General features: G+C 35.7%; 17 protein-coding genes. 7 read left to right on the plus strand and 10 right to left on the minus strand.

What is annotated here, in order from left to right:
- Nucleotides 1–90 precede the first annotated feature (90 nt).
- The 4 genes from BUA76_RS07730 to BUA76_RS07745 all read left to right on the plus strand — a co-directional run bounded on the left by BUA76_RS07730 (nt 91) and on the right by BUA76_RS07745 (nt 5,216).
- Nucleotides 91–1,119 carry a methionine ABC transporter ATP-binding protein gene (locus tag BUA76_RS07730; protein WP_072884228.1) on the plus strand — a complete coding sequence of 343 codons (1,029 nt, stop codon included), beginning with the start codon at nt 91–93 and terminating at the stop codon, nt 1,117–1,119.
- Nucleotides 1,112–1,768, plus strand: coding sequence for a methionine ABC transporter permease MetI (gene metI, locus BUA76_RS07735; RefSeq protein ID WP_072884229.1), 657 nt, complete (start codon nt 1,112–1,114; stop codon nt 1,766–1,768). The genes BUA76_RS07730 and metI overlap by 8 nt, the downstream gene beginning before the upstream one ends.
- Before the next feature lie 187 nt (nt 1,769–1,955).
- Nucleotides 1,956–2,762, plus strand: coding sequence for a methionine ABC transporter substrate-binding lipoprotein MetQ (gene metQ, locus BUA76_RS07740; RefSeq protein ID WP_072884230.1), 807 nt, complete (start codon nt 1,956–1,958; stop codon nt 2,760–2,762).
- 189 nt (nt 2,763–2,951) lie between these two features.
- Nucleotides 2,952–5,216 (plus strand): glycoside hydrolase family 3 C-terminal domain-containing protein, encoded by a 2,265-nt coding sequence (locus BUA76_RS07745; protein ID WP_072884231.1) that lies wholly within the window; start codon nt 2,952–2,954, stop codon nt 5,214–5,216.
- Between the two features lie 135 nt (nt 5,217–5,351).
- Here the strand turns inward: BUA76_RS07745 and BUA76_RS07750 are convergent, their stop codons facing one another.
- Complete coding sequence (locus BUA76_RS07750; RefSeq protein ID WP_072884263.1) at nt 5,352–6,098, minus strand: metallophosphoesterase; 747 nt, start codon at nt 6,096–6,098, stop codon at nt 5,352–5,354.
- A gap of 73 nt (nt 6,099–6,171) precedes the next feature.
- Nucleotides 6,172–7,557 carry an MFS transporter gene (locus BUA76_RS07755; RefSeq protein ID WP_072884232.1) on the minus strand — a complete coding sequence of 462 codons (1,386 nt, stop codon included), beginning with the start codon at nt 7,555–7,557 and terminating at the stop codon, nt 6,172–6,174.
- A 143-nt stretch (nt 7,558–7,700) separates the two neighbouring features.
- Here BUA76_RS07755 and BUA76_RS07760 point away from each other — a divergent pair, with 143 nt between their 5' ends.
- Nucleotides 7,701–8,171, plus strand: coding sequence for an Lrp/AsnC family transcriptional regulator (locus BUA76_RS07760; protein ID WP_072884233.1), 471 nt, complete (start codon nt 7,701–7,703; stop codon nt 8,169–8,171).
- A 141-nt stretch (nt 8,172–8,312) separates the two neighbouring features.
- Nucleotides 8,313–8,948 (plus strand): response regulator transcription factor, encoded by a 636-nt coding sequence (locus tag BUA76_RS07765; RefSeq protein WP_072884234.1) that lies wholly within the window; start codon nt 8,313–8,315, stop codon nt 8,946–8,948.
- On the opposite strand, the gene BUA76_RS07770 is transcribed toward BUA76_RS07765, so the two are convergent.
- Complete coding sequence (locus BUA76_RS07770; RefSeq protein WP_072884235.1) at nt 8,949–11,885, minus strand: sensor histidine kinase; 2,937 nt, start codon at nt 11,883–11,885, stop codon at nt 8,949–8,951. It abuts the gene before it with no gap.
- A 1,086-nt stretch (nt 11,886–12,971) separates the two neighbouring features.
- Between BUA76_RS07770 and BUA76_RS07775 the strand changes: the two genes are divergently transcribed.
- On the plus strand, nt 12,972–13,316 hold the full coding sequence (locus tag BUA76_RS07775; RefSeq protein WP_072884236.1) for a helix-turn-helix domain-containing protein: 345 nt from the start codon (nt 12,972–12,974) through the stop codon (nt 13,314–13,316).
- Between the two features lie 242 nt (nt 13,317–13,558).
- Here BUA76_RS07775 and BUA76_RS07780 read toward each other — a convergent pair whose 3' ends face one another.
- The 7 genes from BUA76_RS07780 to BUA76_RS07810 all read right to left on the minus strand — a co-directional run bounded on the left by BUA76_RS07780 (nt 13,559) and on the right by BUA76_RS07810 (nt 21,421).
- Nucleotides 13,559–13,807: a hypothetical protein gene (locus tag BUA76_RS07780; RefSeq protein ID WP_072884237.1), complete on the minus strand. Its 249-nt coding sequence runs from the start codon at nt 13,805–13,807 to the stop codon at nt 13,559–13,561.
- A 249-nt stretch (nt 13,808–14,056) separates the two neighbouring features.
- The gene (locus BUA76_RS07785; RefSeq protein ID WP_072884238.1) at nt 14,057–15,229 is read right to left on the minus strand and encodes a cation:proton antiporter; all 1,173 of its coding nucleotides are present in this window, start codon (nt 15,227–15,229) and stop codon (nt 14,057–14,059) included.
- Nucleotides 15,230–15,321: 92 nt separating this feature from the next.
- Nucleotides 15,322–15,777 (minus strand): Hsp20/alpha crystallin family protein, encoded by a 456-nt coding sequence (locus tag BUA76_RS07790; protein WP_072884239.1) that lies wholly within the window; start codon nt 15,775–15,777, stop codon nt 15,322–15,324.
- 145 nt (nt 15,778–15,922) lie between these two features.
- Nucleotides 15,923–17,086, minus strand: coding sequence for an FAD-dependent oxidoreductase (locus tag BUA76_RS07795; RefSeq protein ID WP_072884240.1), 1,164 nt, complete (start codon nt 17,084–17,086; stop codon nt 15,923–15,925).
- A 22-nt stretch (nt 17,087–17,108) separates the two neighbouring features.
- Nucleotides 17,109–17,861, minus strand: a complete 753-nt coding sequence (locus tag BUA76_RS07800) for a helix-turn-helix domain-containing protein (RefSeq protein ID WP_072884241.1) — start codon at nt 17,859–17,861, stop codon at nt 17,109–17,111.
- Between the two features lie 500 nt (nt 17,862–18,361).
- A complete protein-coding gene (locus tag BUA76_RS07805; RefSeq protein WP_072884242.1) occupies nt 18,362–19,204 on the minus strand; it encodes a thiopeptide-type bacteriocin biosynthesis protein in 843 nt (280 codons plus the stop codon).
- A gap of 15 nt (nt 19,205–19,219) precedes the next feature.
- Nucleotides 19,220–21,421, minus strand: a complete 2,202-nt coding sequence (locus tag BUA76_RS07810; RefSeq protein WP_072884243.1) for a lantibiotic dehydratase family protein — start codon at nt 21,419–21,421, stop codon at nt 19,220–19,222.
- Nucleotide 21,422 lies beyond the last annotated feature (1 nt).

Consider the following 21,422-nt stretch of genomic DNA (forward strand, 5'->3'; position numbering starts at 1 on the left):
GTGGTGACTGACCTTACTTTTATATGACATATTTTAAAGGCTTTACCACGTTGTAGAGCCTTTTTTTTGTTTAATGTAGCAAACGTAAAAATGATAGAAATTAAAAATATATCAAAAACTTTTCATCAGAAAAAGCAGTCTTTTAAAGCACTGGACCAGATCAGCCTAAATATTGAAAAAGGGGATATCGTAGGCATCATCGGATTTTCGGGAGCAGGAAAAAGTACGCTGATCAGAACAGTAAATCTGCTTGAAAAGCCTGATGAAGGTGAAATCATCATCAATGGGAAAGATTTTACCCGTTTAAAATCCAGGGAACTGGCAAAAGAACGAAAAAAAATAGGAATGATTTTCCAGCATTTCAATCTTCTTTCTTCAAGAACAGTCTCTGAAAATATTGCCCTGCCGCTGGAACTTGATGGGGTGGATAAAGCAAAAATTCATAAAAAGGTTAGTGAGCTTCTCAGTATTGTCGGACTTGAAGATAAAACCAATGACTATCCGAAAAGCCTTTCAGGAGGTCAAAAACAAAGAGTAGCCATTGCGAGGGCGCTTGCCAACGATCCTTATCTTCTGCTTTGTGATGAAGCGACAAGTGCACTGGATCCCGCAACCACACTTTCAATCCTACAGCTGCTAAGAGATATTAATCAGAGACTCGGCATTACCATTCTGCTGATTACCCACGAAATGGAAGTCATCCGAACGGTTTGCAACCATGTAGCCGTTATCGACAAAGGAAAACTTATTACAAAAGGAACTTTACGTGAAATTATTTCACAAAAAGATCATCCCATCATCAAACAATTTTTAAACTCAGGTGTTATGAACATACCGCAAGAACTTAATAAAAAACTGCAGAAAGAACCGCAGGACGGTCTTTTTCCTCTTATTGAAGTAGAAGTAAACGAGGCTATTTCCGTTGAAGAGCTTCTTTCCATTGTATATGACAAATACAAAATTCCTTATAAGCTTTTGAAGGCAGATGTAGAATATCTGGGGGATGCCAATTTCGGTAAACTTCTGTTACAGCTTCAGGGAGATGAAGAGGAAAATCAGCAGGCCATTTATTATTTCAATCAGAACAAGATCCAAAACAGAGTAAGAGGTTATGCTTAGTGATACGGTGATTGCTCTTCTTTCAAAAGGAGTTTGGGAGACGGTTTTTATGACATTTGTTTCCGGGTTTTTTGGGTTTGTTTTGGGGCTGCCGGTTGGAATTTTTTTGTTTCTGACAAGAAAAGGACAGCTTTTGGAAAACAGAATTTATAACAGAATTTTGTCGGTTCTGGTTAATATTTTCCGATCGATCCCTTTTATTATTCTGATTGTCTGGATGATTCCTTTCACCAGAAGTTTAGTAGGAACATCTATTGGCGTTAATGCTGCATTGGTTCCGTTGAGTATCGGGGCAGCACCTTTCTTTGCAAGACTGGTTGAAAACAGCCTGCTGGAAGTTCCGGCCGGGCTTATAGAAACCGCCAGAGCACTGGGAGCAAGCCCGCTTCAGATCATCAGGAAAATTCTCCTGCCGGAAGCCCTTCCTTCTTTAATCAACAATGCAACGATCACTTTGATCACTTTAGTAGGCTATTCTGCAATGGGAGGAGCTGTGGGAGCCGGCGGATTGGGACAGATCGGGTATCAGTACGGCTATATCGGTTATGATGCGGTCATCATGAATCTCGTGCTTGGTTTACTGGTAGCCATTGTATTTATTATCCAGTTTTCGGGTGACCGACTGGCTAAGAGATTTGACCACCGATAATTTGAGAAAATGAAGATTATTTGAGCTGAATGTTCAAAGAATTTAATATAATGTGAATGTGAAATAGTGTGTGTGGCATTGCAAAACTTTGTCACCGATGGTAAAAGGCGAATTTCCGGGACACCCTGAGATTAATACCGTTCTGTGATTTTCGCTTTTTCACCATTAAAAAAAGAAAAATGTAACAATGAAAAAAATAAAGATTTTAGGACTGATCGCTGCGGGACTTTTATTCGCATCCTGTAATTCCGGGAAAGACAATCCCAACTCCATTAAAGTAGGTATTACCTCCGGACCGGAACAGGAAATTGCAGAAACTGCCAAAAAAGTGGCCAAAGAAAAATACAACCTTGATGTGGAGCTTATTGCTTTCAATGATTATGTTGTACCTAATGAAGCACTGAACAACGGAGATATAGATGCCAATGCTTTTCAGCATGTTCCTTACCTTAATGAGCAGTCGAAGCAGAGAAGATATAAACTGGCCGTTGTGGGAAATACATTTGTCTACCCTATTGTTGCCTATTCCAAAAAAATAAAGAGCATCAGCGAGCTGCAGAATGGAAGCACGGTTGTGATTCCAAATGACCCAACCAACGGCGGTCGCTCTTTATTACTTCTGCAGAAAAACGGATTGCTAAAACTGAGAGACAATATCGGTTTGCTGCCTAAAGTCACGGACATTACGGACAATCCGAAACAATTGAAAATCATCGAAATCGAAGCTCCACAACTTCCGAGAGTATTGGATGACAAGGAAGTGGTACTGGCGATCATCAACAATAATTTCGCGGCCCAAGCCGGACTGGATGCAGAAAAGCAGGGGATTTTAAAAGAAGATAAAAATTCTCCTTATGTGAATGTAATTGTTTCGAGAGAGGACAATAAAAATTCTGATAAAGTGAAGAAATTTGTAAAAGCTTACGAATCTGATGAGGTGGTGAAAAAAGCAGAAGAAATTTTCAAGGGCGGCGCCGTTAAAGGCTGGAACTGATCATCAGTTATTGAGATAAGATTTTTATTATTTATATATTTTTGCTGGCATCATTCTATTAACGGAATGATGCTTTTTGTTTTTATTAATAAATGGTGAGAAATAACCAATTTTGCAAAATTACATTTTCTCAATTTGAGATAATAAAAAAATTTCCTACTTTTGTTTTTAATCTAAAAAAGGCATTTTATGTTAAAGAAAACCGCCATTATAAGTTTATTTACTCTTATTTCTGCTTCGTATATGGCTCAAAATACCAAGACCATTCCCGTTTATTTAGACGAAACAAAACCTGTTGAACAGCGCATTCAGGATGCTCTTTCCAAAATGACGCTTGAAGAAAAAATTGCAATGCTTCATGCACAGTCCAAATTCAGCTCTCCCGGAGTACCAAGGCTGGGAATCCCTGAATTCTGGACTACCGACGGACCTCATGGCGTACGTTCTGAAGTAAAATGGGACGAATGGGATCAAGCCGGCTGGACCAATGATTCCATCATTGCCTACCCTGCCCTTACCGCGCTTTCCGCAACATGGAACAAAAACATGTCCTGGAATTACGGTAAAGCATTGGGTGAAGAAGCCCGCTATAGAAAAAAAGACATTCTTCTGGGACCCGGCGTCAACATTTACAGAACGCCCCTGAACGGAAGAAACTTCGAATATATGGGAGAAGATCCTTTTTTAACCTCAAAAATGGTAGTGCCATATATTAAAGGAGTACAGTCAAACGGCGTGGCAACTTCCGTAAAGCATTATGCCCTGAACAATCAGGAAATGTTCCGTCACACCAGCAATGTCATTGTAGATGACAGAACGTTGTATGAAATTTATCTTCCTCCTTTCAAAGCCGCTGTAACCGAAGGAGATTCCTGGACGATCATGGGAGCGTATGACATGTACAAAGGACAGTATGCAAGCCAAAACCAATATCTTCTTAATGATATCCTGAAAAAAGAATGGAATTATAAAGGGGTTGTATTATCAGACTGGGGTGCGGTAAACAACACCGAACAGGCCATCCACAACGGGCTTGACCTGGAATTTGGAAGCTGGACCAATGGTTTATCAGAAGGACATTCCAATGCCTATGACAGCTATTATTTAGCACAACCTTATTTAAAATTGATTAAAGAAGGAAAAGTAGGAACGAAAGAGCTTGACGATAAAGTGACCAGACTTTTGCGTCTTGCCTATAAAACTACCATGAACAGGAACAAACCTTTCGGGAATATAGCTTCTGAAGAACATAAAGCAGTTGCTAAAGAAATCGGTGAAGAGGGAATTGTGTTGCTGAAAAACCAAGGGAACGTTCTTCCGATTGATATTAATAAAGCTAAAAAAATTGCCGTTATCGGAGAAAATGCCATCAAGATAATGACTGTTGGTGGAGGTTCTTCATCTCTAAAAGTAAAATATGAAACGCTTCCTTTAGACGGAATTAAAGCCAGATTCGGGAAACAGGCAGATGTGCAGTATGCAAGAGGCTATGTAGGAGATATCGGCGGAGAATACAATGGGGTAAAATCCGGGCAAAACCTGAAAGAAGACCGTTCTCCTGAAGTTCTTCTGGAAGAAGCGGTAGCATTGGCAAAATCTTCTGATTATGTAATTTTCGTTGGCGGATTGAATAAAGCTGACTTCCAGGACAGTGAAGGCAATGACAGAAAAAGCTACGGATTACCGTACAATCAGGATCAGGTGATCTCAGCACTGGCAAAAGCCAATAAAAATCTTGCCGTGGTTCTTGTATCCGGAAATGCCGTGGCCATGCCGTGGGTAAAAGAAGTTCCTACTATTGTTCAGGCTTGGTATTTGGGTTCCGAAGCCGGAAACTCGCTTGCTGCCGTATTGGCGGGTGATGCCAATCCATCCGGAAAACTGCCGTTTACATTCCCTGTGAAGCTTGAAGATAATGCTGCCCACCAAATGGGTGAATATCCGGGAAACAAGGAAGAACTGGCTGCCGGAAAAGGAAAAGACCAGAAAAACCCGATCAACATCAAATACAACGAAGGCATTCTGGTAGGATACAGATGGCACGATACGAAGAAAATCAAACCTTTATTCAGTTTCGGGCATGGATTAAGCTACACAACGTTTGAGTTTGGTAAAGCAAAGGCAGATAAAAAAGACATGTCACAGGATGACAAAATTACTTTTACGGTAACGGTTAAAAACACAGGAAAAAAAGCGGGCGCCGAAGTAGCACAGCTATACATCAGCGATCTTAAATCATCCGTACAGCGTCCAGCCAAAGAGCTGAAAGGTTTTGAAAAAGTATTCCTGAACCCGGGCGAGGAAAAAGAAGTAACGTTTACCATTGACAAAACAGCGTTAAGCTTCTTCGATGCTGAAAAACACGACTGGGTAGCAGAACCCGGAGATTTTGAGGCCTTAATAGGTAATTCTTCAGATGCTATTAAGACCAAAGTGAAGTTTACCCTGAAGTAGTTTTACTTTATTTATATTTCTAAAACGTGAATGCCCGGAATTTTATCCGGGCATTTTTAATTAATTTAAAGATGGTTTCAAAATATGATAGTATCAAATGATAGTATCATAGATAAGACTTTTTGTTGAAATATTTTAGATCTCCACAATCAGTTCCTTATCATATCCGTTGTATTTTTCCGTGATATAACCGTGCGGATTACAAATAATTTCAGTTTCTCCCATTTTATATCTACAGGGCGTATGAATATGTCCGTGGATCCAGTATAACGGCTGATATTTGAAAATTAAATCTTCCAGATCTGAAGCATACGCTGAGGCAAGCTGATCTTCTTTGAAATGCTCCGGTACCGATTGAAGGCTTGGAGCATGATGGGTAACAACGATATTCCGTCTTTCTTTAGATTCTTCTAAACTTTCTTTCAGCCATGCTCTCGAAATCTGATGAATTTTAAAGACATCAATGGATCTTATTTTTGAGTAGGAAGGATCGCGGCGGATCAGTTTATAGTCGTTCATTCCGTTCTGGCAAAGAAAACCGTAATATCTGGGGTCTCCGAAAATTGAGAAGTCCGTCCATAAAGTTGCTCCGTGAAAACGAATCCCTTCAATATCCACACTTTCATCTTCCAATACAAAAATATTAGAGTTTCGCGCTGCTTCTTTTATTTTATGTAATGTTTTCGGATAAGCTCCTTTGTAGTATTCATGGTTGCCGAGTACATAAATTACTGGTTTATCGGGAATATTGATTTTAATCCATTCGATTCCTTTGGTTCCCAGATTTACATCGCCGGCCAATATTACAACATCAGCATTATCAAAAGACAAATCGGTTTTTCCAAATTCCTGATGCAGATCACTGATGATTTGTATTTTCATTCCACTAAAATAAAAAAGAACCGGCAATTTTTCCGGTTCCTTCAATATATAATTTAGTCTAAAGCAAATCAGTTTACGAAACAGCAACTTCAGATTCTGCGATTTTGATATTTTTAAATATGAAATAACATAACATTGCCAATGCGAAAATTGCATACCCCATCAAAATAATTAAGCTCAAATTTCCAACTGCCCATTCCGAAGGGAAAACCTGGCTCATTAAAGTCATGAAGGAAAGTCCGAGTCCGGCACCTAAAAAATAGCTTGTAGACCCTATACTTGAAGCTACTCCATAATCCGAAGGCTGAATATCCTGAACACCTAATACCGACTGTGCAGTAAAGCAAAACGTCATTCCTATCCCCGAAATAAAGGCGGCCCCCATTAAAACCAAAGGCAAAGGATGCCCCGTAAACACTGAAATCAGCAGCAATAAAGCGCCTGCCAACATAAAGCTCCACCCGAAAACAGCCATCTGAGCAGAATCCAGTCTTTTTGAAATATGGGGCAGAACAAATTTCGCAACCAGCGCAGACATGATACTGAAAGGAACGAGCATTAATCCTGCAGAAGCAGCATTGTGATTCATATCCTTCTGAAGCATTAGTGAAATAAGGAATAAAAAGCCTATAAAAAATGCTCCCAGTGCAACAAAACCAAGTCCGGAGACTTTTAAGGATCTGTGCTTCATCAGAGAAAGATCAATCAACGGCTGTGGTGCAGCTTTTAAACGATAAAACAATATAGATAACAATAAAAATGCTGCAATAAATGAAGAAACAACTATTGCTGTATTTTCTTTAATATGGACAAGTTCGTGCGCGCCGTAAGTAAGGCTTATCAATCCCAGAACAAGCAACATGCCTGATAAAACATCGGTTTTCTTTGATTTTTCAGTGATTATGTCTTTCGGAAGATAATAATACGCAAGGATGAGCGTGACTGCCAAAACCGGAACATTGATCAGAAAAACCCAGTGCCAGCTGAGGTAAGTACTGATAATTCCGCCTAACGAAAGCCCGCTTCCGGAACCAATGGCAGCAAATGAGCTGAAAATCCCTACTGCACGGTTTCTTTCCTGATCTCCCGTAAACGTATTGGTAACAACAGACATTGCAGAAGGCATAATGAATGCTGCACCCAACCCCTGCAAAGCCCGGAAAACAGCCAGCATTTCAAAGCCGGAAGATAGCCCTGCACCCAAAGAAGTCAGCATAAAAATTAAGGAACCTAAAAGAAAAATCTTTTTTCGCCCGATTTGATCCGAAAGCTTTCCGCCGATAATGAGAAATCCGCCGAAAAACAGCACATATAGTGTCTGAAGCCATTGCACGGTTTCCGTACCAATACCGAACTGCTCCTGAATGGAAGGAATTGAGAGGTTAACAATGGCGATATCCAAAGCTTCTACAAAAGTTCCCGCCGATGCTATCATCAATATGATTTTTTTTCTGTCCATATAGTTCATTTATGCTGCAAAATTACTATTTAAAGAACATATATTAAAATATCAATATATAATTAGAACGAATAATAAAAAAATTCAATATTAAAAGAACATTTATTCTTATATTTAGTTTTTAATTGTATAAAAAAGAACGTATGACAACAGAAAATTACATTCCGGACGAAAAAGATTTGGCAATTCTGAGAATTCTTCAGAAAGATGCCAAACTGAGTATTCGGGATATTGCAGGAAGAATCAACCTGAGTCCTACCCCAACTCACGAGCGTATTAAAAGAATGGAAAAATCAGGAATTATTAAAGAATATACAACAGTTATAGACCGTAAAAAAGTGAATAAAGGGATGATGGTGATTTGCATGATCGCCCTTACTGTTCATCATAAAAAAACAGCGGGAAAATTTATCGAAGAGGTTGCCAAACTGAAAGAAGTAGTTGAGTTTTATAACATCAGCGGAGATTTTGATTTTATGCTGAAGATTCTGGCTCCAAATATGGATGAATTTCATGATTTTTTTGTGAATAAACTCTCGGAAATTGAGGGCATCGGACAAACGAAAAGCATCTTTGTGATGAACAGCATTAAGGAAAGCACGCAAATTCTCTGATTTTAATTTAGAAGACTGCGCAACACTACGGCTAAAAGCTTTGTGAAATTAAACACCCTTTGCTATGTAAACACAAAGATTCACAATATTTAGAAAAAATATTAATATATTTGAATTATAAACATGATGAAAACTGTATAAATGGAGACTAACACAAAAAGCGTACTGATTATTGATGATCACAGTATTGTAAGGCAGGGAGTTTTTCTGCTCATCAGGAAATATTTTCCCAACACCAATATCTTTGAAGCCTCCACGCTAAATGACGGTAAAACGATCATTAAAAAAGAAAATATAAACTTCATTATACTTGATATTAATTTTCCCGAAGGCAACAGTTTAAATTTTGTTGAAAATCTTTCTATTGAATACGGTGACAGCATCAAAATACTCATTTTTTCCGCCCTTGAAGAAACGATTTATGCTTTTAATTTTATTAAAGCCGGTGCCCATGGTTTTTTAAGCAAACTTTCTGAACAGGAAGAAATCGTAAGAGCTTTCAGCAAGTTTTTTGAGACAGGTAAATACTTAAGCGACGAACTTAAAGAAAGACTTCTTGACAATATGATCCGGAAAAGCAATGCATCTCCTATCGAAATGCTGTCCATCCGCGAGCTTGAAATTGCAAGACTTCTTGTTGCCGGATTATCCAATAATGAGATTGCTTCCAAACTTTATATTCATAAATCTACTGTAAGCACTTATAAAACAAGGATCTTCGAAAAACTGGGAATCAACAACATCCCTGCCCTTCTCAACCTGTTCAATTTGAATTGATTACACTGTAAATGTTAAAATCATTTTTGTTCCTTCTCCTTTTTTGCTTTCAATATTAAAGGATACATCAATAAGCGGCAAAAGCTCTTTTACGATCTTCATTCCTAATCTGGAACCTGAGAAATCTTCAGCCTGCTTTAGCTCTTCTTCTGACATTCCCAATCCTGTGTCTTCAATTACCAGATGATAACGGCACTCATTGGTAATTCCGTAAATATAGATGAAACCCTGGTCTGTATATTTAATGGCATTATCCAATATATTATGAATAACAATACTCAGGACATCAGGATTACTTATCAGAACATCACTACTGCCAATATTATTCTGTATTTGTATAGATTTAAATTCGGCAGTATTCTCAAACAGCCGCATCCTTTGAAAAATAAAATTACGCAGCATAATATTTTCCCTCGTTTTGTAATTGTCATAAATAAAAATTTTATTGTACGTAATGGTGGAATCTATAAATTCAAGTATCTGCGCAGAAGATTCTCTGATAGATCCAATGACTTTTTTTTCATAATAGCCATCATCAATAGTATCCATAAGGATTTCAGTACTCATATTAATAAATTTGAGCGGGCTTTTGATATCGTGACTTATGGCCGCTACGAGCTTTTTTTGTCTATAAAGCTGTGCATATAGTTCTTCCCGCGTTTTAGACAACGAGCCTATTGTTTCTTTCAGTTCTCTGGTACGTTCATCAATTTTAGCATTAAGAATGAAAGACTCTTTTTCTATTTGTTTCAGCCTAATTCTGTAAAAGGAATAAAAAATCAACAGCAATACTACAATTGCGGCTAATCTGAATAAAGCAGTTTCCCAAAAGGCAGGCTTTACAAAAACGTGCAATGTTTTGTAATGATAATCGGAAGAAAAGTCTTTTAGTTTTCTTACGTGGATCTCATGATTTCCATTAGTAAGTGAGTTGATGCTTATAACCTTGTTATCTGACAATGGCTGCCACTTGTTATCATCAATTTGATATTCGATGTAATCATTCCCCTGATGGCCAAAATTTGTATAGTCGACGAAAATTTTAACATATCCGAAATTGTTTTCAAGACTTAAGGTACCGGAAATATTCTTTTCCTTTTCGTTGATGGCAATTCTATCTAAATAATAATCTTTACCAGATGTAACGGGAAAAGCATTTCTAGAATTAATATATACCATTCCGTTCATAGAAGGAAATATGATAGAGCCATCATGCATCAATCCGTTGATATTCCCTCCACCGTTGAATTCCAAAGTCAGAAGACCATCTTTACGGCTATATTTATAAATATATATCCCGGCATTTCTATGAAGATAATAGTTTAGCAAACTCTCCTTTTTAACCTGAAAAAGACCTTTATTTGATGAAAGCCAGTAATATCCTAATCCGTCGTCAATTACGCTATGTATCGCAGAAAGTACATTATTTTTTTGTGGGGGTTCGTATATTTTTCCGTCTTTATAGAGATAAAGTCCTTTTCCATAGGTTTGCACCCAGAAAAGGTTATCCCCATTATTGTTAATGCTTCTGAAAGTTTTATTTTTGATAAGTGTTTTTCTGGTACTCTTCTTTTCATTGAAAAGGTAAAGTCCATTATGTGCGGTAAGAAGCAATTCATCATTATTGACTTGTGTAATCCCTCTTACCGGAACGTTAATAGCATAAAATTTTTCTTTTATAATTTTTTGGTTTTCAATGATTATGTAGCCTATAAAATCTTTATCAGACGCAAGAGAAACCCATATTTTATTTCCTGTAATAGTATTGCTTATACCACGAACTACAGTTTTTTTACCGAAATTCCGGATTGTCCTGGCTTTACCCTGAGACCAAAGAATAAGGCTATGCTCATTTTTCAGGATAAATCCGGCGTTGTCATTAAGCGGAAGAATACCGTAAGGATCTTTATTTGGAAAAGGAAGCGTTTTTACATATCCGTTGGAATTAAAGATATCACCATCACCTGTAATCACCTCTTTGTTACTATATGGAGCTATAGCATTAAAAATCGTTTGATTGGGAGCACTATACGTATTGATAAAGTTTTTCCTCATTACTAAAAAGCCTTGTGAAACCGTTCCCAGAATTAGTGTTCTTGTAGTGTGATCATAATACATACATGTAATAGAAAGGTTTTTTAGCGTTTTGCTGTCACAAATCTGAGTTGATAATATGGTGTTATTCTTGTATTCAATTACATATACTTTATTATTATTCATTATCAGAAGCTGTTTATTGGCTGTATTAATAAAGAACTCAAAATCCTCTTTTTCTGTAATTCCTGTCTGACATTGTTTTATCTCGCCTGTTTTCTCAATTTTTTCAATTAAAGAAGGATTCTTCAGATAAAATAACTGGTCTCCCAGAATGAAAAACCGGAAGTAAGTATAATCATTCAAATCTCTAATGAATCGGCTTTTACCATCTTTTTGATAAAAAAGCCTGTAATGGTCTATATAATAAAATTCCTTTTTTGTAATGAAAAAATAGTATCTCCCTTTTTTTATTTTTTCGGAAGTTTCCTTTAATAATTTCCAAAGATTTTCTTCACCATAGGGTTTCAATTTCTTAAAAGAAGATGAATTTTTATCAGAAATTACCGAAAATCCCCGGCGGCTAATCAAAGACGGAATTTCACCCGAATTGTAGAATGTAAACAGCCAGTCATCATCTGCAGAGCCTTCTATCAGCAGAGTTCTGTTTTCAACGGACGGTATATTCACGTCATACGTCAGAAAATTCTTCCCGTCAAACCGCGCGATACCATCATCAGTGGAGAGCCATATAAACCCGAATTTATCTTTAACAATTGATTTTATGGTATTTTGGGGAAGCTTACATTCGTCAGCATTGTACCATTTTTCAAAATAATTATCCTGTTGTGCGGAGATCCGAACGAATAAGAGAACAAGGAACAGTACGCAAAGATATTTCATATTGTGTTATAATAAGACAGTTAATATTTGTAATACTAATACTACAATAAGTCATACAAATACTTATTAAAAATTAAAATAGTATTACATATTATATCTTTTCATAAAAATAACTTTGTGTTTGTAGTTTTACAGCTAACAACTGGATATTATAACTATAAAATGTATATCAAAAATACATATTTTTATGATATTTCATATATTATTTTATAATAATATGCAATTAATAAAATGATTTAATTAATTAGATAAAAAATTAAAAAACAAAAAAACCTTGAAAAGCCTAAAAAGCAAAAGATGAGAAAAAATTCGGATTCCTGATCATCATATGGCCTATTGGTAATAAGATTTCTGATAGGCCATTGTTGAAACGGAATAAAGAAATAAAATTCGAAAGAATTTTGAAGATTACCAAAACCAATAAAAAAACACTACGGCAATCACCAGAATGATTCTTTAAAATCATAGAGAAAGAAAAAGCGATACAAAAGAAGAAAGCATAAAATATATAGAAATTATTGCTGCAAAAAATAACAAAATATTCCTTATTAAGATTCTAAAACACATAATGATTAATTAAGTATTCAGATATTGCAGAGACTAATTGCTCTGCATTTCTGAAGCTTGGATGAAAAAAAGCACAGTTTATTAACACATTTATTTTTAAGATGATGTAAATTAATTCCCATACACTAAAATTTTTCTTAAAGATTTGAGCATACATGAGATTCCAGACGATTCCAAATAAAGGAATTTATTGCGGAACGATAAAATTAGGATGATCTTACGTTCGTTCCGCAGTTCATAACAAAATTTTATGGTATAGAAAATTGTTTTGAAACTTTCTAAAAAATATAATCATAACGCTCAATAATTGAAATAAACACTAAATAAATAAGACGATTTTTTAACAGCAAAACAGAATATGCGCAGCGATTAACTAATTAGAATTCAAGTAAGGTTCTTTTAAAATAAAATTCACGAAAAACTTTACTGAAAATAATGATATCGATATGACATATGAACCCACCAAAAAATTTTCAGTACGGCCTGTATAGGAAGTCTTAGTAAACATATATTAAACTTATGGAAAGATCAGTACCTAACTACAAAAAAATCTTCGAAGACATTATAAGCAGAAAATGTCCTGAAAAATATACCTTGTGTGAACATATACTGAATAAACAGGAAATATCAGCAATGGATGTATTACGTCTGAATGATATTATTTTTGATAAAAAAACAGGATCTGATCTTACTAATCAGAAGCACAAAAACTATGACAGTTACACCATTACTGAAATCCTGAACTATCAAAAAGAAAATAATCTCAGTAATGTAGCAGTATCCAGACATTTTAATTTAAGCCGAAGCACAGTAAGCAAGTGGAGAAAGACATTCTCTTTGCAACAGAATAATAATTTTTTATAAATACATTCTATTGAATTATTTAAAAATTTAATAACAGCCTTTTTCAGAGCAGTTTCTTTACTGTAAAATGTTTTAAGTACAATCAGAGTTTCAGCGATGTACACGAGATAGTAGAGATTATAAATACCAAGCTGTATTTTACCCGGAAAATAAATTTGGTTGATAGTTTTGATTTTTCCTGCTGCTCTGAAAGGCTTTACTTATATAATCCCAAATTTCTCAAAAGATCGAATTGACAATTCCTAAAGTGATAGTTTTTCATACCAAAGACGAAATCTTTTTGTATACCATTCTACTTTATTTTCATTAAAAAAAACATATAACAGTGTTTTTTCTCCATACCATGTTTTCTTGAGTTGAAATATCAATATATCATCATTGTCAAATACCCTTGTATAAGATTCCAATGTCACCAGCACTTCTTCTTTCTTCATATGCTGAAGATTTGGAATAAAGCTGTTCTCTATACTTTGCTTAGATTTCTTTTTCATTTCAGGTTATGTTTTATATTAATCACAATATATATTTAAAAAATTACGATTACAGTTAAGAAATCCCTAATTAAAGACATTCATTTAAAACAAAATAGTTACTATAAGAATTTATATTCTTATTGTAACAATACTATTTATACATAAAGTTATTTAAGTTGTAAAAAAAAGGTTGTAAAACTTTATTGGCTTTACATACATACTTAAACTACAACATGTAATATTAGTACTATTAAGGTTATTTGATACTTACATACTATTTTTCTCTAATGTGCTTCGAGTTGTTACATTGTGGAGTATGGCAATCCACAAACTAGAAAGCAAAAGTGAAAGACAGGTAATTCCAAGCCCGGATTTATAAAGGCTGTATTCTATAATTCCTGATTTATATGCAACAGCCAATGCAAGAATTCCGAACTCTCCCGTTTGTGAAAGTAAAGCCCCGCCATACCAGCTTTCCCTCCACCCGAATTTCAACAGACGGAACGTTACTGCAGACATAATACTGTTACTGATTAACACAAAAAATGTTCCCAGAAGAATTATACTAAAATTGGAAAAAAGATAAGAAATATCAAGCCTTAATCCTATCGATACAAAAAAGAATGTAACGAAAAATACTTTAAAAGGAGCCAATGAGCGCTCCAGCCAGTCGAATGTTTTTACCCTCCCTACAACAACACCAGCCATAAAACTTCCTAGAGCACTGCTTATTCCCGCTGCCTCAGCTAATAATCCGGAAATTAGACATATAAATAACCCGAAAAATACCTGCAGATCATGATCTTTTTCAATCGAAGCAAAGAATTTCGGCAGCCTTATTTCACGGAAAGTCCTGATTCTTTTAAGAATCAGAAAAATAACGCCACACAAAACAAGCGGAAAAATGATATTGGAGATATGAAAATCCTGTTTATTCCATGCTTTCAATAAAGTAAGAACCGGTGCCAGAAGCAGATCCTGAAATATGAGGATATTTAAAATCATAACGCCAAACGTAGTTTTTAAAGTCTGATGTTTGTTTAAAAACTCACTAACTACTGCTGTACTGTTAAAAATGAATAAAATGGCAATAAGCAAAATGCTGTTTATGGAAAGATTTGTAAAATACCCAATCAGAAATGCACAGCCAACACTTAGAATGATCTTGATAAGCTGAGCAACTATCGGCTTTATGAGCAGACTCCTGTTGTCCGGTACATTGATTTCCATTCCGAGGAAGAACATCAACAGCAAAATTCCTATTTCTCCTATCGTTTCCGTTTGTTCCGGATCTGTAAAAACTCCTGAAATGTGTGGTCCGAGAATAATTCCCACCAATATATAAGCAATAAGATAAGGCTGATTAAATTTTTTCAGGATAAACATAATTCCCAATGTGGTAAGGCATAAAATTGAAATTGACCAAAGTAATCCGTTCATAGCTTATTGTTTTAGAATACAAATGAAACAGGTACGACAAAAATTGGTTTTCCTTTTGGGAAAACCAATATATGATCTGACTAATAACTTAATTATTGAACCTCAATAAGGCGAGGCGCCTGTTTTTTGGCTTTTTCCGATTTCGGAATGGTGAGTTTCAGAACGCCGTTTTCGTATTTTGCTTCAATGTGCTCTTCATCAACCACATTTTCAGCAAGCTCAATACTTCTTCTGAATGACTGATAGCTGAATTCTCTTCGGATATAGTTCTCGTCTTTCTCTTCCTTCTGATTTTTTCGGGAGGAAGAAATGGTGAGTACATTTCCTTCCAGCGTAATTTCAAAATCCTGTTTCTCCATTCCCGGAGCAGCCACTTCCACTTCAAAATTTTCAGTATTTTCACGGATGTTTACCGAAGGAAGTGTAGTAAGTGTCGATGAAAAATTGTTGTTGCCCCAGTTAAAAAGTTCGCGGCTAAAAAAGTCATCGAACAGTGTACGTGGATTTGCAGGGAGCAAACTGCCATTGTTTCTCTTAACGATTGACATAATTTACGATTTTTTAAAGGTTAAACAATATATTCAATGATTGTAACATATTCATTACAAACAACATACCATCTTAAAATCCTGAAATTTTGTCATTTTTAAACTGAAAAACTGACAGTCAGTGTGAAAAAATTTCCATCTTAGATTATGTAAAGCTGCCAAAGAAATTCAGCATCGACTGTAAAGAGGTTTCAGAATGCATAGTTTCACCGTTTTTAACAGATTCTTCTGCAGCCGAAGCTGCTCTCTTCCTCATTTCCGATTCGTATCCGGCAATAGCTTCCTGTACTGTTGAATAGCTTTCCAAAGTTAAACTGTTGCTTAGATACAGCGCATCTTTCATCGCCATATTCGCTCCTTCGCCCGCAAACGGAGGCATCACATGCGCTGCATCACCAATAATTGTAACATTCTCTGAAGGTTTCCAGTACTGATCAAACGGCATGCAGTAAATAGGACGTGGAATGAACGGCAATTCCGTACTTTCAAACAATTCTAGCCAGATGCTGTTCCATTCAGGATACATTCTTTTATACCATTGAATAATTTCAGACCTATCGAAATAGTTCAATCTGTTTGTGGATGTCCAATTTTCATCAGCTTTAAAACTCGCATAAAAACCGATTGCCCCTTTTCCTTTTTGTCCGATCAGCAGATTTTTCCGGTTTCCGAAAGCCATAATTTTTCCACCTTTCAAAATCTTATTAATTTCAGGAGCATTTATATCAGCATCCGGAATATTTCCCTCCAACATTACAATTCCCGTATAAAAAGGCTTGATTTCCGTAATATAAGGACGGACTTTTGAATTTGCACCGTCACAGCCGATCACAATATCTGCATAGATCGAAGACTGATTTTTAAAATGCAGCATCCATCCTTCATTTTCTTTTTCCATCGACAGAAAATGGCTGTTCCACACTACGGTATTTTCATCCAGGGAATTCAGAAGGATTTTTCTTAAAGTTCCGCGATCAACTTCAGGCCGGAAATGTTTTTCTTCGAAACTTTCATCAGATTTAGAATCATGATCACTGAACCAAACCTTTGCATGTTCATCCATGATCTTCGTTTTATCCGCCCCGGCCATAAAGTTTTCTTTAAATACTTCAAGCAGACCTGCAGCACGGATTGCAGCCAGCCCTGAATCCTGATGCATATCAAGCAGGGAACCCTGAACACGGGAATTTTTATCAAAGTCTCTTTCATATACTTTTACCTGTACTCCTTTCATCTGTAAAAGTCTTGCCAGAGTCAGTCCTCCGGGACCGCCGCCGATGATAGCAACGGATTTGTTTTTTATCAGCATAGTTGTAAATTATGCTGCAAAGTTATTTCTTAGGGAAAACTAAAAATTGTAAAAATCGGTCATTATCATTTTTAAAAAGTTCTTTTGGAGAAACGCCTGAAAGCTTTTTAACATCTTTTATAAAATGCGACTGATCCGAAAAATTGAGCTGGGGAGAAAGAATCCCGTCCTTTATATATTCTAAAGATTTCTGAAAACGCAGTATTTTGCAGTACATTTTCAAGGTAACGCCCAAATACTTTGTAAAATACCGGTTAATCTGCCTTTCGCTCCAATGTATGGTTTCTGATAATTCTTTAATGCTGATCTCACCGTTCACGTCAAAAATGAGCCGGAATAAATTTCGTTTTCGTTCATCGATTGAATTGCTGAGATGTTTTTTTATCACATCGGAAGCTTTGCTGCAAAAATCTTCAAAATTGTTGAGATCCTCTTCCCGAAAACCCCAGAATTTTTCAGGCAGTTCTTTTCCGTTGTTGACGAGTTCGGCAATTGATTCATCGAGAATATATTCCAGCGACAGCGGATTGAAACTGATGGAAAAAAACATGGAAATATTCTGCTGCGGCATCGTTTTAGGTTGTGTTTCAAGACCCATCAATACTATAAAAAACCGGCCGTCTGTTGTCCGGCACAAAAGAAGATCAATCCTTCCATTAGGAATAATGACCCCTTCTTTGCAGTCGGAAATATTGTTTAATGAAGAAAATCCGAATACAAAATCAGCAAGCTGCTCGGCTGGCTTTTTAAAATGATATTGTAGGGATGAAGACATTCTTATACAATTTCTACAATAAGTTATATTCATATGTTATTTCCCTATAAAGGACATAACTTTATTTGAAACCGGTCAGTTATATTTTAAAATACAAATAAGATACAATGTGCTTCAAAAAACAACAAATAAGTATAGAATAATCGAAATGTCCGGGAATATACAAAGTAAATATTTCCAAATATTTCGCCATTCTTAAAACTATTTACTTATATTATTTTTTAATTCGGATTGAGAAAAGTTGGCAATTTAGGCAAAATCCTTTTCATAATACTTTCGGATATTTTCATCTGGCAAAATCACCTCAATTAATGACAAAATGATTCTGCACTTTCAAAAGAAATCATCATTAATCCTTACAAATATAGGTAATAAATCTCCGGAAGCCTGTGAAAATGGAATAATATTGAAAATTAATAAAACTACTTAAAATTTTTCCGAATTTAGATAAAATTACAGATGATTAAATCATATATTTTGCCCGTACTTTTCATTTATAGCTATTTTACAAAAACTTTCATCTTATAGTATCTTAGCAAATAATCATACACAATCATCTCAAACAATCGCTGATTGGAAATAAAAAGCCGATTGACATTCATGTGAAAAATACTGCTGAAAAAGCTTTTTAGAGACATTTCCAACGATTTATTTTTATCATGGTGGATCATATCTTGTAAGACTGAATCACTTTCTTCAATATTAGCAGTAATATAATTTCTTTCCTCTGAGAATTCCTCTGATTGAAGAAATTCTACATATTTCGGTTTAAAATCTCTATACTTTTTATCCAGTTGAGAATTGAGTTTCTTATCCGCATTAAACTCCTGTTTAAAAGCAGCATTAAAATCTTTGATCCATTCTAGCTTTCCCTGAATTGAAAGGCTGAGTCTATTTAGTATTTCATCAATATAAAAAAGACTTACAATCAACTTTTCTTCATCATCATAATGAAGGCATTGGAGGGTAAATTCGCTGTTTTTGTGGAATAAGGATTCTGCTTCTTCCATCGTAATAATTCCGTATCGTTCTATTTCCCGGCTATACGTGTCAATCTGCATGTTTGCAATTTCCCCGCTGCTTATATATTGTTCAGATGCGTGGTTAATTTTTTCAAGGATTTCATTGTAATAACTGATATTATTCAACAATAATCTTACTCTAAGATGCGGTTTCGGGTCGTGGTAGCGGATAAAAAACCATTTTGAAATGTATTCTTTTTCCTGAAAGTAATCTACAAAAGGCTGAATAATTTCTTCCAAAACAAGATCGGCTGTTTTTATCCCTGTGTAGATTTTCAGGTAAAGCCATTCTTTTCCGGGAGGGAATTTTCTTTTCATCATTTATGTGGTGTGTTTTTATCTTATTTTGTACATCGGGAAGATAAACTCGCGCTTAAAATCGTCGTTTTCATTGTACAGAAATTCTTCAATGATGATGGATTCTTCACTTTTCACTGAATCAATAAACATTTTTACCAGGTCATAATTTTCTAAGTTTACGGTAAGCTTATTATCCGATTTCACCCATTGTATCCATTGCGGAATTAGTTTCAGTTTCCTCCATTTTTCCAATTCTGAAAAAATTTGATCTTTATCATTTAGCAACAATGAAAATTTCTTTATTTCTTTATCCGTAATTTTCCAAGATGCTTTTGATAAAATGATATTTTTATATTCAACTCTTGGTAAGAAATTATAAATATGTTTTAAATCTCCCCAATTAAAATAAAGTCCTGATCGAATATTTTGAGAATACAAATCACATAAGAAATGATAAATAGGCAACGGGTTTGCTGAATAGTTATGTGCATTCGTGAGATAAGGCCTCACTTTTTTATTTAACGTTTTCGACCGTAAAACAATTCTGTTATCACGAACAGAAATATAAAGATCATCAACGGATATTTGGTTTTCTTCAGGTAATACGGATTGCGCCAGATAAGGAATTTCATATTGCCTTAAAGTTGGTCTTCTGATTACATTTCCTATTCTTGCTTCCGGTAGATGGATAATTTCCGCTAAGATCTCATCGTTGTCATATTCTGCCTTCCGAAGCATTTCTTCTTTTTGTGTAATGGTTTTTGTTAAATTCTGTACGTCTGCTTTTTCCGAGCAGAACCTTCCCAGGAGATTGGCCGCACTGCTTCCGCCACCGTTTCCTACACATAATTTTTCATTTCCGTTTTCTGAAATTATTTCTGCCATAAAAGAAATTGTATCGGGAAGATCATTCCAGTTTTCAACCAACCGTTCAAAATCTTCTTCGGCCAGGCTTATTACGCGTCGGTTTTCGGTTAATGCTTCCTGTAGCTTTTCATTAAGAATTTTCTGAATGGGATTCAGGCTGAGATTAACAACTTGTTTTTGAGGAGAATCGGGAAGAGACAGATCCTCCAGGTAATGGTGAATTCCGTTTGATGCGATGTTCTGTTTGTAACCTATTCCTATTTCGGTGTCAAGCACATAAGCCAAAGGCATTTCCCTGGTTTCAAATCGTTCATAAAAGGCTTTTTTAAATTCTTCTAAATACGATTGTTTCTGTGATAATGTAATTTTATTAAGAAAGCTGATGCCATTTTTGAGCTCTTTTTTCCACTTGTCTGGCAATACAAAGTTTTTTTTACCATACAGATCGGTCTGGAAAAGGTAGTTTTTTTCGTACTTGGTATCGAATGCTTTAATGAGTCCTTCGATTTCAGTATATTTTGAAACCGGATTTCCAATGGTCTGATCCAGTTCGTTTAGCTTATTTTTTATACCGATTAAAATTTCGGCTTTATCATTTGCTTTTATCTTGTTTAAAACAGCAATGATGGTATCTAAAAAATCTCTTCCCGAAACACTTGGCTTCAGTTCGCTCACTAATAGCTGATTGCTGATGAGCTCCCTTATAAATTCTTCCGCTTCCCCTATTATGGTTTCTTCATTCACTAAAATTCCGGCAATTTCACCTATGGTTCTTCCCTGCTTTGAAAACTGCAACACCTGTTGCAGCTCTTCCGACAACGGCGCTGAAGAAATAATGTATTCCCTTTTTCCTTCGGTGTACTGATATTCGACATAGCGAATTTTACTGCCTACCTTATAAATACTGTTGTTAGGAAAAAATAACAGCTGAGTTCTGATCTCTTCCAGTTGTTCAAAATGTTGAGCAAGAGCGACCAGAAAATGCATATCCAATTTCGTATCCCTGACTTTTTCTGATCCCGGAATTGCCATCCTGAGCTTGTCAAAGGCTCCCAACCCAACTTCCGAAAATAATCCGAAAGGTGTACAACGGCAGCTTATTCTGCTGTAATATTTTAACAGGGTTTGTTTTAGTTTCTGAAATTCTTTATATGAAAAGTTTTTTTCTGACTGAATCCATTTGCAGGCTTCATCGTGCAGGTGGGGTGACGCAAGATAAAGCGCCTCCAGGAAAACAAGATTTCCACAGATTTCTTTTAATTCAGAATCAGGAATTTCATTTCTGCTCAATTGCTCCTGAAAGTCTTTCCGTGAAAATAAAGGAGTACGAACTACGAACTCATCAAAAAACTGATACGGGAAACGGGGCATG

This window comes from Chryseobacterium takakiae (genome assembly GCF_900129385.1).
Classification (GTDB): domain Bacteria; phylum Bacteroidota; class Bacteroidia; order Flavobacteriales; family Weeksellaceae; genus Chryseobacterium; species Chryseobacterium takakiae.